This window comes from Pedobacter sp. CG_S7, assembly GCF_040544395.1.
Classification (GTDB): Bacteria; Bacteroidota; Bacteroidia; order Sphingobacteriales; family Sphingobacteriaceae; genus Pedobacter.
Genome location: NZ_JBEONS010000045.1, coordinates 1 through 17,180, shown reverse-complemented (window position 1 = coordinate 17,180; position 17,180 = coordinate 1). Strand labels below are relative to the sequence as shown.

The 17,180-nt window shown below is 37.0% G+C and carries 19 protein-coding genes; 9 read left to right on the top strand and 10 right to left on the bottom strand.

The features are described 5' to 3' along the window. Window positions 1-472: 472 nt before the first annotated feature. The 5 genes from AAKU52_RS15800 to AAKU52_RS15780 form a co-directional block, all read right to left on the bottom strand. On the bottom strand, window positions 473-1,411 hold the full coding sequence (locus AAKU52_RS15800) for an STING domain-containing protein (protein ID WP_354335292.1): 939 nt from the start codon (window positions 1,409-1,411) through the stop codon (window positions 473-475). A gap of 10 nt (window positions 1,412-1,421) precedes the next feature. Continuing rightward, window positions 1,422-2,072 carry an SEC-C domain-containing protein gene (locus AAKU52_RS15795; protein WP_354335290.1) on the bottom strand — a complete coding sequence of 217 codons (651 nt, stop codon included), beginning with the start codon at window positions 2,070-2,072 and terminating at the stop codon, window positions 1,422-1,424. Beyond that, on the bottom strand, window positions 2,072-3,004 hold the full coding sequence (locus AAKU52_RS15790) for a CBASS cGAMP synthase (RefSeq protein ID WP_354335288.1): 933 nt from the start codon (window positions 3,002-3,004) through the stop codon (window positions 2,072-2,074). Before AAKU52_RS15790 ends, AAKU52_RS15795 begins: the two co-directional genes overlap by 1 nt. A gap of 507 nt (window positions 3,005-3,511) precedes the next feature. Beyond that, the gene (locus AAKU52_RS15785; protein ID WP_354335285.1) at window positions 3,512-3,841 is read right to left on the bottom strand and encodes a YegP family protein; all 330 of its coding nucleotides are present in this window, start codon (window positions 3,839-3,841) and stop codon (window positions 3,512-3,514) included. A gap of 208 nt (window positions 3,842-4,049) precedes the next feature. Then, window positions 4,050-4,448, bottom strand: coding sequence for a hypothetical protein (locus AAKU52_RS15780; protein WP_354335283.1), 399 nt, complete (start codon window positions 4,446-4,448; stop codon window positions 4,050-4,052). Window positions 4,449-4,945: 497 nt separating this feature from the next. Here AAKU52_RS15780 and AAKU52_RS15775 point away from each other — a divergent pair, with 497 nt between their 5' ends. The 4 genes from AAKU52_RS15775 to mobC all read left to right on the top strand — a co-directional run bounded on the left by AAKU52_RS15775 (window position 4,946) and on the right by mobC (window position 9,145). Next, window positions 4,946-5,218 (top strand): helix-turn-helix domain-containing protein, encoded by a 273-nt coding sequence (locus AAKU52_RS15775; protein WP_354335281.1) that lies wholly within the window; start codon window positions 4,946-4,948, stop codon window positions 5,216-5,218. 191 nt (window positions 5,219-5,409) lie between these two features. Continuing rightward, window positions 5,410-5,820, top strand: coding sequence for a plasmid mobilization relaxosome protein MobC (locus AAKU52_RS15770; protein ID WP_354335279.1), 411 nt, complete (start codon window positions 5,410-5,412; stop codon window positions 5,818-5,820). After that, entirely contained in the window at window positions 5,802-7,064 is a 1,263-nt protein-coding gene (locus AAKU52_RS15765) for a relaxase/mobilization nuclease domain-containing protein (RefSeq protein WP_354335277.1), read from the top strand. Before AAKU52_RS15770 ends, AAKU52_RS15765 begins: the two co-directional genes overlap by 19 nt. A 38-nt stretch (window positions 7,065-7,102) precedes the next feature. Beyond that, the gene (gene mobC, locus AAKU52_RS15760; RefSeq protein WP_354335276.1) at window positions 7,103-9,145 is read left to right on the top strand and encodes a conjugal transfer protein MobC; all 2,043 of its coding nucleotides are present in this window, start codon (window positions 7,103-7,105) and stop codon (window positions 9,143-9,145) included. A gap of 35 nt (window positions 9,146-9,180) precedes the next feature. Here mobC and AAKU52_RS15755 read toward each other — a convergent pair whose 3' ends face one another. After that, entirely contained in the window at window positions 9,181-10,044 is an 864-nt protein-coding gene (locus tag AAKU52_RS15755) for an AraC family transcriptional regulator (protein ID WP_354335274.1), read from the bottom strand. An 84-nt stretch (window positions 10,045-10,128) separates the two neighbouring features. On the opposite strand from AAKU52_RS15755, the gene AAKU52_RS15750 reads away from it, so the two are divergent. Further along, the gene (locus AAKU52_RS15750; RefSeq protein WP_354335273.1) at window positions 10,129-11,091 is read left to right on the top strand and encodes an NADP-dependent oxidoreductase; all 963 of its coding nucleotides are present in this window, start codon (window positions 10,129-10,131) and stop codon (window positions 11,089-11,091) included. Between the two features lie 271 nt (window positions 11,092-11,362). Next, window positions 11,363-12,286 carry a response regulator transcription factor gene (locus tag AAKU52_RS15745; RefSeq protein ID WP_354335271.1) on the top strand — a complete coding sequence of 308 codons (924 nt, stop codon included), beginning with the start codon at window positions 11,363-11,365 and terminating at the stop codon, window positions 12,284-12,286. A gap of 100 nt (window positions 12,287-12,386) precedes the next feature. Here the strand turns inward: AAKU52_RS15745 and AAKU52_RS15740 are convergent, their stop codons facing one another. Beyond that, the gene (locus tag AAKU52_RS15740) at window positions 12,387-13,277 is read right to left on the bottom strand and encodes a helix-turn-helix domain-containing protein (RefSeq protein WP_354335268.1); all 891 of its coding nucleotides are present in this window, start codon (window positions 13,275-13,277) and stop codon (window positions 12,387-12,389) included. Between the two features lie 46 nt (window positions 13,278-13,323). Here AAKU52_RS15740 and AAKU52_RS15735 point away from each other — a divergent pair, with 46 nt between their 5' ends. Next, entirely contained in the window at window positions 13,324-13,995 is a 672-nt protein-coding gene (locus tag AAKU52_RS15735; protein WP_354335266.1) for an NAD(P)H-dependent oxidoreductase, read from the top strand. Window positions 13,996-14,247: 252 nt separating this feature from the next. Here AAKU52_RS15735 and AAKU52_RS15730 read toward each other — a convergent pair whose 3' ends face one another. Further along, complete coding sequence (locus tag AAKU52_RS15730) at window positions 14,248-14,601, bottom strand: winged helix-turn-helix transcriptional regulator (RefSeq protein WP_354335264.1); 354 nt, start codon at window positions 14,599-14,601, stop codon at window positions 14,248-14,250. A gap of 114 nt (window positions 14,602-14,715) precedes the next feature. On the opposite strand from AAKU52_RS15730, the gene AAKU52_RS15725 reads away from it, so the two are divergent. Beyond that, window positions 14,716-15,705 (top strand): MBL fold metallo-hydrolase, encoded by a 990-nt coding sequence (locus AAKU52_RS15725; RefSeq protein WP_354335262.1) that lies wholly within the window; start codon window positions 14,716-14,718, stop codon window positions 15,703-15,705. Window positions 15,706-15,840: 135 nt separating this feature from the next. Here the strand turns inward: AAKU52_RS15725 and AAKU52_RS15720 are convergent, their stop codons facing one another. Continuing rightward, on the bottom strand, window positions 15,841-16,203 hold the full coding sequence (locus AAKU52_RS15720) for a winged helix-turn-helix transcriptional regulator (RefSeq protein WP_354335260.1): 363 nt from the start codon (window positions 16,201-16,203) through the stop codon (window positions 15,841-15,843). Window positions 16,204-16,332: 129 nt separating this feature from the next. Here AAKU52_RS15720 and AAKU52_RS15715 point away from each other — a divergent pair, with 129 nt between their 5' ends. Next, window positions 16,333-16,872: an NAD(P)H-dependent oxidoreductase gene (locus AAKU52_RS15715; protein ID WP_354335258.1), complete on the top strand. Its 540-nt coding sequence runs from the start codon at window positions 16,333-16,335 to the stop codon at window positions 16,870-16,872. A gap of 121 nt (window positions 16,873-16,993) precedes the next feature. Here the strand turns inward: AAKU52_RS15715 and AAKU52_RS15710 are convergent. Continuing rightward, window positions 16,994-17,180, bottom strand: a 187-nt coding sequence (locus AAKU52_RS15710) for a hypothetical protein (RefSeq protein WP_354335256.1), incomplete at its 5' end; no start/stop codon positions are given.

Here is a 17,180-nt window from a genome sequence, read left to right as displayed (position 1 = left end):
GTGAAGAACATAGAATTCTTTCTTTACAGGCTCACTCAGTTATATGCTTAAATTCAGAAAAAACTCCATCAGCCCACAACATTTGGCATTGATCCCAACTAAATCCCTCTAGTCAAATGTAGCAACTTCACTATGGATTAAAACGGATTAATATGAACTGATTAAAAGCAAAAAAGCCCCTAAATAGTGATATTTAGAGGCTTTTGCATCCAGATGAACTGGAAGTTGTCGGGGTGGCAGGATTTAGCTTTCCCTTTTTAATATGTTGTTATCTAATTACTTAGATGTTTTATCTATACATTTTTCAATAAAAGGACACCGAATCGGGTACATATATTCTACTTTGTTTTAAGTAGTTTCATGTGTTAAACACATCATTTAATTGAAATCAAAGACGTTTTGATGATGCAAATATAGTAAAACAAGATTTAAAATCGAAATTTTTAACAATGTTTTTAGTTTCACTTTGTTGTTAGAATTCGTCGACAATTTCAACTACCTCTTGAGCATAAGGACTTTTATCTATTTGAATTTGCAAAACGCGCCTAAAATTATTTAATTCCCTTTCTTCTATGATTTCTTGCATTGCAGTTCTTCCGGTAAAACCTTTTTTTAAAATCATTTCAATTGCATCATCAATTCCTGTTAGCGTACTTGGCATGTCATACATTAAACCATTGGGCGCATCATCTGGATCTAAATGAAACCAAGTTGGATGTTTTCTGTATTTTGTTTTTAATGTATTTTCTGATAGACCATGCCTTTTATAAAACAAAGATGCTTTTTGACGAATATTTCCTTTCAAATCTTTAGGTATAACTACCTTTAGCTTAAAACTTGTAAAAGTCCTTTCATTAAATTCAATATCATCAGCATTTTGAATGCTCTCAACCATACCTTCGATAAAATTTTTATAATAACCTATCGCCAAAGCAGTTGTTGGATATAAACTTAGATGACCTAATTTATAATGTTCATTAATCTTATCAATGAACTCTTTGCATCCATTTTCTATAGATTTTTCGTCAATTGGTTTAAATCTTGGCATATAAATTCCATTAAAATCTGTTGGAAGCTTTATACCTTCTTCTACCAGCAAGAAAGACTTATATTGACCTAGTGCTCCCAAGAATAGGGACATCTCTAAAATAACGTTGTCCCTAGGCTCTATTACAACATTATCTTTGTTATCCATTGTCAAATCATCAGCTGTTGCGACAAATACTCCAAAATCAAAAAATGTTGCTATCCTCAACAAATTATCAAAAGTACTCTTGTTCGTCTCCCAAACGCCATTGTCTTTCCAAGTATGGCAATCACAATCAGAAAATAAATATCCTTTGACTTTTTTAGCTATTTCATAACCACCTGTTGATGATCCAATAAAAACTTTCGGCCTTAAATCTGTCATATAAAATAAATCATTTATTAATTAATGTAGAATGTTTCATGATGGCCTTTAGGTACAGCAATAAATCTTCTCTGCCAATTTTAGAAAGTAACCTATAACCATCCCTATGGCATTTCCTATATTTTCTCCCACTTCCACAAAAACAATCTGCAACCCTACTTAGCTCATCTTTAAAAAGTATATATCCAAGCAGATATTCTATTTTTTTTATATCTGAAGTCAATAAAATACCACTGAAATATTCTATTAAACCTTTTACACCATGAGATCTTTCGTTAATAAAATATCCATTCTCCCTTCTGAAGGTTTGATTGAATAGATATGGCTTTAACTGTTGCTCTATGAATAGTTTTAAAGTTATACCTTCTAGGCAAATTATTGTTTCCTCAGGCATAACTTTTATACAACAATTTCCCTTACCCTCATAAATATGCCAATCTATGTTTCTAGGAATTTTAGAACCAATTTCATACACAATTGGAAACTTATACGGATATTCTGATGCAGGATGAATTTCTAACTCATAAGTATCTAAAAGACAGATGCTTTCATCATAAATACTTAACTCCCCTGAAAGAAACACTTGCAATCCATTCTCAACAATATTTAACCTTGGATAATCATTTACTATTTCATCAAGTTCTGCTCTAAACAAATCCACTAATATGAAAATGGATTTGAAGAAGCTCCTCCCGCAAGTAACGAAGCATTTCTTGCTGAGTTAGCCTCTTTATCCTCTCCTAATGGAAATCTTGTCCCAAGATGTTTTCGCCACAATTCACTTGCTTTAAGCTCATTTTGCTCCTTAAGCGCTTCTTCTGCATTATTTATAAAGTCATCCAACGCAGATAAAAAATTATTCCCATCGTAATCGACAAACAGATTATCGTTAGGAGTTACAGGAACAGTACACGCGAAATCATAGTCCAATGCTTTTTTAATTTCTTTTAACGTGTCTTTTAGGTTTATATCATTTCGCTTACCATAGTAAAATTTATCCTTAGCATTTGCTGCTAGGATAGTCATAGCTAAACCACTTGGCATTTTAAAACTCATATTATCACACCAAGCTTTTAATTCTTTAACAATATTGACAAGCTGATTATCTGTATCTTTTTTATTGTTAAACCAACTGACCATAGCTTTAGGATCATCATCCTTCCATCCAGTATTCTTGATTGCCAATTTATAGTCTTCGCCATCTACTTTGTAATATACAGGCATATCAATTTCGTAATCTTTCACAAAGATATTGCGGATGCATTTTTGTCTATGCTCTGGTGAGGTACTCGTATGTCCTTCAACAGCTTCCTTAACCCATTTTTGAAGGGTTGTCGCAGTAACATCAGGTTCGCAAAAAAAGTATACTCCATCATCTAAATCACAGATATCATCTTTAGTTCTTACAGCAGATTTCATTTTATAAGAACCTTGTATATAAAATTTTGGCTCGTAATCAGAATGATTATCTTTAAAATATTTTCGAACCTTTTCCCTTAAGGCTTCTTTTGATTTTTTCATCCTATCACTTTTAAGTGTAGGAATTGAGATTTCATCATTAAAATCTCCAAATAATTTACTACAATCTGCCATATAAATATTATTAATTTGAAACCAACGAAATAGTTATTACCGTAACCGTTTTCGCTATAATTATAAATTTCGTTAAAAAAATACTATTAAGTTTAGTGAAACTCATTTACTTTTCAACATTCTGTTGGTTATAAATTCGATCAAAAAACTGTATCACTTGTAATTAAACCATCTTTTTAAAATTTCAGTCACTATTATTGTAGCAATACTATTTATTTTAGTTCTCTTAATATGTAGATATACTAACTCAGTAACTTAATTGAAAATAAAGAATAAGGCCTTGAAAATTAATCAATACTTTATCTTTCTTAATTGTTAGGATGGCCGGAAAAGAAAGGCTCCCGAAGGAACCTTTTCTTTAACTATTTAGAGCCCTTGTTGGATTCTTTTACAGTTGTACTCGGGTGCTTAACAGCATACGATTTGTTTACGTACTTCCCGGTTTTTGCAGACCTATAACTAGACTTAGCCATACTTAATACCTCCTTCCCATAAAAATTTTAACGATTAGGAAATATCCTCTGTCCAAGCGCCAGGCGCTTCTCGCTTAACGGCTGCTATGCCGTTATCCCTGCCAGATGATGTGACATAGCTCTCACTTTTGCCGATTATCTCTCCATTCGCCCCAGTTAGATTGAATGTAAAATTTGCAGGCTTATCGGCTTTAGTGTACCTACTGTCCAGTGGCGCATTTTTCTTAACTGATTCAATTCCATCTTTGCACGATGATTTGTAAATGTATCCCTCGCTGCTTAAGATGATTTCATTGTTTGCCGCACGTAGGCGGAAGTAGAACTGCCCGTTTGCGGGACTTTTAAAAATAGTGAACTTTCCCATGTTTAAAGGATTAAATTGTTTAAAAATGTGCTGATTATGCGGTATCAGCCGTAAACAAACCGGGAATGTGTTAGGACTTGTTTTTGATTAAAAACAAATATATCTTTGTAACACAAAATGTGCTGGTGAATTAGCCAGCCTATTACCCTTCCAAAAGTAATTTTGTAAAATCGAGATGTTAGGTCGAAGCAACATCTCGATTATTTTTTTAATTCTCACCCTCCTCTTTTGTAGTTTTCTCGGTTCTGATAGTCGGCTTTCGCTTACCCAAAACATAGATGGTATTTCCATCATGAGTATCTTTCTTTATATCAAAGCTTATAATCTCTTTAACGTAATCTAAGCCAACTGTATCAAAAGCATCACCTAAGTTTAGATAATAATATGCGCCAGCTTTAGCAATCTTTCCTGCACCATTTTCTGCTGTTCCTGGAATGAGATAATATTTGTTTTTATCCTCCGTATCTTTTGCAAATAAAAATGCTTGCTCCGCTTCTAAGACCATTAGATTATTAGCCTCCATATTAAACCCAAGCTTTCCCGTTAGGTGTATTGTCGCTTTTGGTTTTACCTTTCCAAATGTTGCTTTTATAATTTCAATTGCCATGGCTCAAATATATTGATTTTAATCTTATTGCAAATATATAACTTATCTACAAAAATTTAAAAAATGTTTAAAACTATTTCATTACAGTAACCCATAATAATTGATTTATGAAATTATAAAATTAAATTTAATATTGATTTGTATTTTCTTTTATACTTTCCTTTATATTTTATTTTAAATTCCTTTTAATTGTTGTCTATAACTTTTTTAAATATTTCAATCGCTAACAATTTTAAATCTTTAAAAATATCAAAAAGTAAAGTTGCATATCAAATTAACCTTTCAAGTGCCTCGCCAATATTGAGAAGCTTATTATAAGACCATATTAAACACTTAGTATATACTCCATGCCTAACTCGGTAGTAACCACACTGGAACATTTCGAGTAGGAAAATATCTATTACACAAATAGTTCGTACCCACGAACATCTATCGTACCCATACCACCCAATCCCATTTCCTTTGCCATACAATTGAAAACAATAATCAAAAATATTATGGCAACGATAGAATTCATCACAAAGGAAGACCTCAAACAATTCAGGTCAGATTTATTACAAGACTTAAAAGAAGTATTAAGAAAACCAAAACTTCTGGAATCAAATAATGAATGGCTAAAGAGTTACGAGGTTCGAGAAATACTAAAAATCTCCCCAAGCACACTGCAGACATTGCGCATCAACGGCACAATACCCTATTCCAAAATTGGCGGACTAATGTACTACAAAAATGACGACATCAAAGGTCTGCTTGAAGGCAACCGAATTTAGACCGCAATCTTTTTAACTAACATTCATCTATCACAAACCGAAGTTCAAAACCACTTTAGGATCGGCTACGTGCATGACCGTGTGGTCATAGCAAGATGTATTTTCGCATGCGAAAACATCTTGCCGTCCTTGAGGCCGGGACTTTGCTCGGAACTCGCAAAGTCTGGAACTTCATAAAAGAGCTGTCAATCATGCCAAGAAAAAAACTAAAAGATCAGGACGCTATTTTAAGCCACAACCTCATCATCAGGGTATCGGAAAAGCTTTTCAAAAGATTGGAAAAATTATATGGAGTAAGCGACTGCCAAAGCATTGCCGAGGTAGCCAGAAAAATCCTTTCCAATGACAGAATAAACTGTTTTTATAGGGACGTTTCCCTACATACACCCATGGAAGAAATGGCACTGATCCGCAGGGAACTCAAAGCCATTGGCATCAACATCAACCAGATCACACGCAGCTTCAATCAGGACAAAGCAGAAACACACCGGGCATTTTATGTGCTTAAAGTTGCAGACCAATATAAAAAGGTAGATGAAAAAGTGGACAGGCTCCTGATCATTATATCCCAATTGGCAGAAAAATGGTTGCAAAAATCGTGAGTGGTAAAAGCATCAGGGGCATGTTGCATTACAACGAAAACAAGGTCGATCAAGGACAGGCCAGATTAATTCTGGCCAGCGGATTTGCAGGCGAGATTAGCAAAATGGATTTTGGGAGTAAGCTTAAACGCTTTGAAAATCTGACCATGTTTAACGGAAAAGTGAAGACCAATGCCATACACATCAGCCTCAATTTTGACCAGAGTGATAAATTAAACGATGAGTTATTGCAGCAGATTGCAATGACCTACATGGAGAAAATCGGTTTTGGCGAACAGCCTTATCTGGTTTACAGGCATACCGATGCGTCCCATCCACATTTGCACATCACCACCACAAATATCAAATCAGACAGCCTTCGCATTGACATCCATAACATTGGTAAAACCTTATCAGAAACAGCCCGTAAGGAAATTGAGATAGATTACAACCTGACCAAAGCAGAGGGAAGAAACCTAAGCGACACGTTAGGAATAAAACCAGCCGATCTGGAAAAAGCGGTTTACGGCAAATCGGCTATCAAAAGAGCCATAACAAACATCGTAAACAGTGTGATCAGAAGTTACTGCTTTACTTCTCTTGCAGAATTTAATGCTGTCCTTAAACAGTTCAATGTAATTGCCGACCGGGGCATGGAAGATACCCAGATGTTCCAAAAGAACGGATTGGTCTATTCAATTATTGATATCAAGGGCAAGCAGATTGGAATATCCATTAAGGCAAGTGCAATTTACAACAAACCCACATTAGCTACAATACAGACAAAGTTTGTCCAGAATATGGAGAAAAGAAAACCATATCGAGCTGACTTGAAAAAAAGCATCGATCAGGTAGTAAACAAATACGAAACACTCACAAAAGCAACATTTGTTGCCGAATTGCAGAAACAAAAAATAGCAATCACATTCCGCCAGAACGAGCAGGGTTTTATTTACGGCGCAACCTTTATCGACCACCGCAATAAAACTGTTTTCAATGGCAGTGATCTGGGCAAAGCCTACAGCGCAAAGGCGTTGACCGAACGTTTTGGCGATACAGACAAGGCAAAAACTTACCTCAAACCCATACCGAAACAAAAAACCTATCTCAAACTGGCAAACGAAGAAAGCACCAAGACCTATCTCGAACCCCTGGCACCGACCCATTACCTGAAAGACCTGTTAGGCAGGACAGAAACCGATTATGCCCCTGCCACGGGACAAAAAAGGAAGAAAAGAAAAAAGGGACAGGGATTTTCAAGATAGCCATCCAATCTCAATACTCATATCTAATCACAATTAAAATGAACACAGGAGAAGATACACAGGGACTAAGAAAGATTATAGATTTTACCCGGCTCATCAGCATTTTTATATTGACCATCCATTTTTACCTCTGCTGTTACGTGGCATTTGAACAATGGGGCTGGACAGCAGAAATCAGCGACCGCATCATCGCCAATATTGCGAAAACGGGATTGTTCAACAACATGACCAGTCCCAAACTGGCCGCACTACTGTTCCTGACTATATCGCTCATTGGTATAAAGGGCAAAAAAGACGAGAAGATACCGGTAAATGCCATTATCGCCTACCTGCTTACCGGATTGCTGTTATATTTTATCAGTGTATTGTGCTTTTACCTGAATGCCGCACCAAATATTACGGCTATGCTTTATATAGGTATTACCTCAATAGGTTACATGCTGGTATTGACAGGTGGAGGCCTATTGTCAAGGCTGATCAGGAATAAGCTGAAAACGGATATTTTCAATACCGATAACGAAACCTTTCCGCAGGAAGAACGACTTCTGGAAAATGAGTATTCAATCAACTTACCAGCAAAGTACAGGTTAAAAAACAAAGTTCGGGACAGCTGGATCAATTTTATCAACCCCTTCCGTGGGATGCTCGTTGCCGGAACACCCGGAGCTGGTAAATCCTATTTTGTCATCCGCAACATCATCGACCAGCATATCAAAAAGGGTTTTACCATGTTTATTTATGACTTTAAATATGACGACCTTTCAAAAATAGCCTACAACAAACTGCTGAAATACAAGGACAGCTACAAGATCAAGCCTACATTTTACCTCATCAACTTTGACGATCTCAGCCGTACCCACCGATGTAATCCACTTGACCCGGCAGGAATGGAGGACATTACCGATGCAACAGAGGCTAGCCGTACCATCATGCTGGGACTGAACAGAGACTGGATTAAGAAACAGGGTGATTTCTTTGTGGAGAGTCCTATCAACTTTCTAACAGCTATTATCTGGTATTTGCGCAGGTATGAGAATGGAAAGTATTGTACATTGCCTCATGTGATCGAATTGATGCAAGCCGATTACGACCCACTGTTTGCCATTCTGCAACAGGAAGAGGAAATAAAGGTTTTGATCAATCCGTTTGTTTCCGCTTTTCAAAATAAGGCCAAGGAGCAACTGGAAGGGCAGATTGCCAGTGCAAAAATCGGGTTGGCAAGACTGTCGTCCCCGCAACTCTATTACGTGTTGAGCGGTAATGATTTTACGCTTGATGTGAATAATCCGCTAAAACCAAAGATTGTCTGCATTGGCAACAATCCACAGAAACTGCAAACCTATGGGGCAGTCCTTTCCCTTTATATCTCTCGTATGATCAAACTGGTCAATCGGAAAGACCAATTAAAAAGCAGCTTGGTTTTTGATGAATTTCCAACGATATACTTTAATAATATGGACAGCTTGATTGCTACCGCTCGGAGCAACAAAGTTGCCACGACTTTGGCGGTTCAGGATTTCAGTCAGCTTAAAAAGGATTATGGTGGAGAGCAGGCAGATGTGATAACAGGTATAGTCGGTAATATTATTAGTGGACAGGTTAATGGTGACACAGCACGCAAACTATCAGAAACCTTTGGTAAGATTATGCAAGATAGACAAAGTATGAGTATTAATAGCTCGGATATTTCTATATCTAACTCAACTCAATTGGATTATGCCATACCAGCATCAAAAATTGCTTCTCTTTCCTCTGGGGAGTTCGTGGGTATTGTTGCCGATAATCCCGATTGTAAAATCAGGCTAAAGGTATTTCATAGTGAAATCCAGAATGACCACGCAAGCATTAAAGTCGAAGAAGATGCCTATCAGCCAATACCTGTAATTGCGGAAGTTAACCTACAGGATATTGAAGAAAATTACAAAAAGATCAAGCAGGATATTGAAGATTTATTTGACAATGAATTAAAAAACTTAAACAGTAATAATAGGGTAGATGTGCCACCACACACAGAAGGTGAAAATCAAGGAAATGATTCTCATAGCAACGTAACCCATAACGGTTCCACGATGTCGATGTAAAACACCATTGTATTTTATTGGTATAATTTAACTCATCATTTTGAGAAAACATTACTAAAGGAATTTCCGTTCGGAACTTGATTTCTATATCCTCTTAGACTCATCCCTTTGTGTCGTTTGAAAAACTTATTTATATGGCTTTCATCGGCAAATCCAAATTCATCGGCAATCTCATGTACCCTTTTATCACTGAACCGCAATCTGTGTTCTATCAATCGGATCTTATAAGATGAGATGTATTGTTGAATAGTTTCGCCACATTGCCTACGAAAATAACCACCAAGGTAAGTTGGCGACAATCCGAATTTCTTAGCGATTACGACGATTTTCAATCGGTCGGGATGATGAATTTGCTCTTGGATATAATCCAGTATTCGCAGAATGCGTTCATCTACATTTGAAGAAATGCCCTGTGGCTTTATAATGGATATGTTCCTTGCCGCAATTACGATGATTGAGTTCACCAAGTGGCGGACCAAATCCTCGCTGTAGAGCTGATTACCCTCTAAAGTATGTTTCAGATTCTGGATCAACGAATGGACGGTTTTTTTATCTTCGTTGTTGACCAAGACCGAAGCCGATAAATGGGATGCATTGTATAACAGACATTCGATATGGTCAATGCTCTGCCATTGGTATTCCCCCACGTAGTTTTCACCGAAGCGGATCACCATAAATTCGCATACACCTTCCAAATCAAATTCATGGCGATCATTGGGCGTAATCAAAAACAGATCACCGGGGAAATAAGGTACCCTATTTCCATTTACAGCATGATCCCCATTACCGGATATAACATGAACCAATTCAAAAAAGTTAAACTGCCTGTCACGTAGCGGACACTCGTCTACCCTTTCATAGAACACTTCAAGTGCTTGGTAAAGATTTTCCCTTGCCATGTTGCAAAGATACCCAAATAGGCTCGAAATATACCTGTAATCTGATATTTTAACGGTCTATGTTTGTATAAAAACAAAAATGATATGAAAGCAATCGTATTGGAAAAATTTGGAGGTGTCGAAAACCTCCGTTACAAAGAAGTAGAAAAGCCTGAAATCAAGGCAAATGAAGTGCTGATTAAGGCTAAGGCAATCAGTGTCAATCCCGTGGATGTTAAGGTTCGTAGCAGGGAAGCCCCATTAGCAGAGGATTTGGCGGGACACCATCCTTTGATCTTGGGTTGGGATGTTTCCGGAGAGGTCGTGAAGGTCGGTGATGAAGTTACCAAGTTCCAACTCGGTGATGAGGTCTTTGGCATGGTAAATTTTGTAGGCCATGGAAAAGCTTATGCGGAGTATGTTGCTGCATCAGCAGACCAATTGGCCTTAAAGCCTGAAAATATCAATCATTTGGAGGCAGCCGCCAGTACCTTAGCTGCCTTGACTGCTTGGCAGGCCTTTGATAGTTATGGGAAACTAAGACCCAAAGACCGCGTCCTTATACATGCAGCCTCCGGTGGGGTCGGCCATTTTGCTGTGCAGATCGCCAAGCATCTGGGAGCGTATGTAATTGCGACAGCAACCGCAGCCAACAGAGAGTTTGTGCTCGGACTGGGAGCCGATGAGCATATCGATTATAAAGCAGTTTGTTTTGAAGAGGTTCTGGACGATGTTGATTTTGTACTTGAAGCTATCGGTGGGGAAAACTTTCAAAAGTCGGTACATGTGCTCAAACCTTTTGGAACCATTGTGACATTGCCTTCCGGTCATACATTGGATGACGAAGCCGCCGCCCGTCAAAAACAACTGCATGCCTGTTATTTTATGTCTGTTTATTCAAGTGGCCGTAATATGCAAACCATCGCCTCTCTGTTGGAGAAAGAGATCATCAAACCTCATATCTCCCATGTGTTCGGATTTAAAGAAATGGATAAGGCCCACCTGCAAATCGAAACAGGCCATACTGTTGGAAAAGTAGTTGTTAATCTCCAAATTCCATATAAGTAGCAAATGTTATTTTTGTCAGTGTACTGTTCTCGGTATGGTCAATTGCATAACAAATCTATAAAAACTCCGGCAGAGACCGGAGTTTTCGCTATTGTTCAGGCTTTTGATTGTCCTGAAATGGATGATTAAGTAAGTCATCGAAAATGAATCAACGAATAAATTCAATTTATGATAAAGGTAAACTCAGACGATAAAAATGTTGTAATAGAATTTATGACAAGCTGGAGAAGGAGTGTACCCTGTTTTTTCTAAATACCACTAAAGTAGAGCTATGCTAATATTCGGAACAGAAATGCACATCGTTACTTTATTGTTTGTCATCTTGGAACTGGTCATGTTCGGTGTGCAACTTGGATATTACCTGAATCAACCGGATGATAAACCCCGTTTCTGGTATTTGATCTTACTTTTTCTCCTTATCATTTATAACATTACCGGAGGGCTATTCCCTGATCCCGAAATAATGGCCATATCCATACGTTTTCAGAATATTATTGCTTACGGCTCTGGCTTTCTCATGGCCTCTTACTTTCCGTTTTATTTTTATCGGGCTTTTGAGCTAAAATTATTACGTTTTCATGCCATTTATGGGGTTATATTATTCCTGCTGCTCCCTTATGTGGTATTCTTCATCATTTCGTATTCCATGAATGATAATCTGGATATTGCGGTCAACTACGGAATTGTTGTCCCTTTTTTCTATTCCATTGTTTTATTGCGTGCGATATTAATTGCGATAAAAGAACGCTACCGAGAAAGCCAGAACCGTGTATTCTACATAGAGAAGATTGCTGTTTATTGTGCAGTGGCTCCATGGGCACTAATGACCCTGATCGCTTATTTTAATTTCAGTCAATTGGTGGAAGTTCTTTTTGCCAATCTGGGTTTTTTGATCATTACAGGGATGTTTATATGGAAGTCTGTCAGAAAAACAAGAAAGGAAAATGAATTATATCTGGAACTTGAATTGATGCCAATTAATCCTTCTTTTATAGCGATGAACAGTGAAAAATTTAGACTGACCACAAGGGAAGAAGATGTGGTCGTCCTGATCTGTCAACGATTAAAATATCGAGAGATTGCAGAGAAACTCTTTATCTCTGAACGAACCGTCAATAAACATGTACAGAATATCTTCAGCAAGGCCGAGGTAACCACCAAGACTGAACTGATCCGTAAAATGAACAATCTTTAATTTATTAAAATCAGTAGTGCCGTTCGTTGAATCCGAAAGTTTGCAGTTATTTGAATCATCTAATAATTGCAAACATAAATATTATAGGAGAAGGATTTGCTTAAATAGTGGGATTCCCATTTAAAAATTGAATTCTATAACTTTTTGGACTGATACCTCTTTGCTGTTTAAAAAACTTATTCAGATGACTTTCGTCCGTAAAACCAAATTCCAATACAATTTCACTGATCCGCTTATCACTATGCCTTAAGCGATGTTCTATCAACGAGGTTTTATAATTAGTAATATAGGATTGCTTCGTTTCGCCACAATGTTTTTTAAAATAGCGACCAAGGTAATTTGATGAAATACCAAAATGCTTGCAGACTATTTCTGTACGTATTTTTTCGGGCTCGTAAATATTGGTTTGAATGTAATTCAGAATTGAGACAATCTTATCGTCCGAGTTATCGCCGATCTTTTCGGGCAGGTATTTGGCTATATTTCTCGCCACAACTATAATCAGAGTGTTGACCAGCTGTTGGATAATTTCCTGATCGTAGAGGTCCCTATTTTCGTATTCCCTTACCAACGCTTCTATGAGAGGCCTGACCAAACTCTTATCCGTTTGGTTTTTCAGGATACATCCAGGCTTATGATTAGCATTCTGAAGTATAAATTCAAGGCGTTGAATATTTTCGATCTGTAAAGCTTTTGACTTGACGTAAATATTGGAAAACCGCAGGAAGAAAAACTGGGTTGTGATTTCGACATTAAACCTGTGCATATCATTAGGCGTAATCAAAAACAGATGTCCGGATTTATAATCGAACGTATGCTGGTTTACATGATGTCTTCCTGACCCCGAAAGAATGTAGACAAGCTCAAAGAAACTGTGCCTATGTTCCTGTATTGGACATTCATCCCGTGTCTCAAAAGAAACCGAGTAGGGCTCGTACAATTTTGCATCACTCATGGGACAAATATACTGAACTTGGGAAAGTTTATACATAATGTAAGGGTTTTTATATGTATAATTTTGCTTAAAAATAATTAATATGAAAATTTTAATAGTATTTGCTCATCCTGAACAAAAAAGTTTTAACGGCGCAATGTTTGACACAACAATTGAAACTTTGCGAAAGTCAGGACACCAAGTGAAAACCTCGGATTTGTATGAAATGAATTTCAACCCGGTATCGAACAGGCACAATTTTACGACGGTACAGGATCACTCATACCTAAAATTGGGACTTGAGGAGATTTATGCTACGAAGCACAATGGGTTTATTAACACAATTGCAGATGAACAAGAGAAGTTAGAGTGGTGTGACCTGATGATTTGGCAATTTCCTTTGTGGTGGTCTTCGGTACCTGCCATCTTAAAAGGCTGGGTTGACCGTGTTTTTGCTAGTGGCAAAATTTATGGCGGAGGTCACATACCGTTTGTAAGTGGTAAGTTTATTGGTAAAAAAGCTTTGCTTTCAATCACTACTGGTAGTCCAGCCGCTTATTACGTGCCAACCGGAAACTATGGCGACATAGAAGGTATTTTAAGACCCGTACACCGCGGAATGTTGGAATATTTGGGCTTTTCATTGCTTACTCCACAGGTTAACTACAGTGTAGCTCACCTGTCTGATCAAGACAGAAAAGATTTATTGGAAAACTGGTCTAACAGATTGGAAAACCTATTTGATGAAAAACAAATAAATGGCGGAAGATATTAGAAGACAAGAAAAAGTCCCTTTCGGGAATTAAGGTTCAAGAAAAGGGTAGAAGAACTAGATTCTTCTACCCTTTTTTCGTAATTAATACTGAATTAAACTTAAAGATTTAGGGAAACACCACCACATACAGAAAATGCAAATCAAGAAAATGATTCTCACAGCAACGTAATCCATAATGATTCCACTATGTCGATGTAAAGCCCTTATATTTTATTGATGTAAGCTGCATTTATTATGAGATAAATTCATAATTTAACACTCCAACTTTATTTTTCCATTTTCGTTTTCTATTTGTTTATCTCCCCATTCCCTTAAATGATTAATGAAAGGAATTAATTCCTGTCCAACAGCAGTCAACGAATATTCAACTTTGGGAGGTACCTCTTGATATACTTTTCTATTAACCAAATTGTCACTTTCCAGTTCTCTTAAAGTCTGTGTAAGCATTTTAGGGGTAATGTCAGTAAGTGTTTTTCGGAGTTCGCCATAACGCATGATTTTGTGATTGTACAGGTACCACAAAATGCGGCCTTTATATTTTCCCCCTATTCTCCTGAAGGCATAATCAACCGAACAAATTGGTGTGTCAATATTTTTATTTTTCATTATTGAATTTTATCTAGTTGATATACTGCATGGTAACTTTTTGGTATGTAGGATACAAAAAAGTGCATACTTGATACAAAGATATCATTAAAATACCTTTACAGAAAAAACAGAATGAAAAGAAGAGAAGTGTTAAAAGCAGGAGCGTTAGGAGTTCTGACATCTCTGCCTATATTTAGATCATATGCTAATGCTTCAAAAAATAATGCAAACGGAAATGCCACAGGGGTCTATATTAAATTTCGTTTAGGAAAATTGGAACTGCTAGTTGTTACAGATGGTCACATCTTGATCAGTCCTGCACAACCTATAATTGCGCCAGGAATTGCTAAAGAAAAAGTGAACGCGGCTATGGTGGATAGTTTTATGTTACCTGGTGTTGTAGATACTGCCATTAATATTTTGGTGATTCGCAAGGAAAAGAAGATTATTATTATCGACACAGGAAGTGGACCGGCAATTGGAGATCAGGCAGGAAAGTTTTTAGAAAATCTAATTTCCGCAGGAATCAAACCAGAGGAAGTAACAGATATATTTATTACTCACCTCCATGTAGATCATATCGGTGGTATTCTTGATGCAGCAGGGAAAAAGGTATTTCAGAATGCGAACTATTATTTACCTCAGTTGGAATATGATTTTTGGATGTCAGATCATCCTGATTTTTCCAAAAGTAAAAATACAGGTTCCAATACAGGAAGTGTTCTTTTGGCTCGAAGCATCATTGCCGCTATTAAAGACAAAATGAAGCTTTTTATAATCGGAGAAACGTTGTTTGATTGTATTAAGACAGAGCTAGCGGAAGGTCATACACCAGGGCATCCTGTGCTTACCATTTTTTCAGAAAACCAAGAGATGAGACATATCGTAGATACGGTACATACCAGTTTATTGCTTTCACATCCTGAATGGGGAACGGAATGGGATATCCATTTTGAAAAGGGTGTAGCTACTAGACAGCGCATATTACAAGAGCAAGCGATGAGTAAAGGCTTGACTATGTCCTGTCATTTGCCATGGCCGGGACTGGGTTATATAGTCAAAAAAGACGAAGGGTTTGACTGGGTTCCCATGTCGTTTTCTACTCCTCAATTGTATGGATAGTGAGAGATAGTCAGAAAATATATAAGTTAGGTATCAGTTTACTGGCATGTATATCAAGATAAAACGGGAGAAGGTGAAACTGCCATTGTGTCTGTTATTTAGTATTGATACGACTTCTTTGGTAAGCTATAAACATTATTCGGCCTGCCATTGTTGGTGGTTCTTTCCCCATTCTTCTAATTGGTTTAAGATTGGGCGAAGCTGTTGTCCACTTTTTGTTAGTTCATATTCTACTTTTGGTGGTACTTGTGCATATACTGTTCTTTTTACCAATTTGTTTTCTTCCAATTTTCGCAATTGTAACGTGAGCATACGCTCGGTGATGTTTGGAATACGCTTTCTCAATTCGCCAAACCGTAGCTTTCCATAGGATAAATGGCAACAGATAGCCAAAGTCCACTGCCCGCTGATCAGGGTAGCCGCATAAATTTCAACACAATCCGCACTAAGGGTTTGCTTATTCTCGTAATTGGTGGAGGTTTCTTTGATCTTACTCATACTTACATTTTTGTTAGTACCATACAATTCGTTGCTAAGGTACGGATTTGCAGGTGCTCTTTGTAGTTTTGTCAAAAACAAATAAAATGGCAAAAGTAGTTTATAATTAAAAGCTATACAAAAGACAACATGAAAGTAAATAAAACATTGGTCATCTTTACACACCCTAACCTTGAAGAGTCTGATATCAATAAAAGATGGATAAAAGAACTGCAAAAGTATCCGGATAGGTACCACATACATGATTTGTACAGTGAATATCCAAATGAAGAAATAAACATTGAAAAGGAACAGCGGCTCATTGAAACGTATAATAAAATTATATTCCAGTTCCCCTTTTATTGGTTCAACTGTCCGCCACTTTTCAAGAAATGGTTAGATGATGTATTAACTTATGGTTGGGCCTATGGTAGTAAGAGCGGTTATAAAATGGGAAATAAGAAAATAGCTCTTGCTATTTCCGCAGGAATAGATGAGAAAGAATATTCTATTGATGGGAAGTACAAATATACTTTAAAACAACTTTTAGCACCATTTGAATTGACTTTTGAATATATCAAAGCGGATTATAGAGGTTTTTTTACCTACTATGGAATAGAGCTGAACAATTCAGAAGAATTAGTTGAGAAAAGTGTACCACTATACCTGGATTTTATAGAGAAAATCTAATAATTCCCAATCGAGCAGTGCTCTTTATTTCATGCTACTACACGGATCCTTTCGTGTGGTAGCATATCCAGCTGGATAAAGTTGCGAAAAACACATTAATTGACAAATCGTTAAAGCGGGGTTAATAATTTTTTATTTTGTTTAATAAAAAAAGTATATGGAGACGCATATAAAATATATATGCTAACGAACTATTACCATAAAATATACCTTTTGGATATTCTGGTGCATGTTGACCCCCCAGTAATGGTTTCCAATTTCGGGTTGTCGTAAAAAGTTTTAAGACTTTTACTGACATTTCGGCGGAT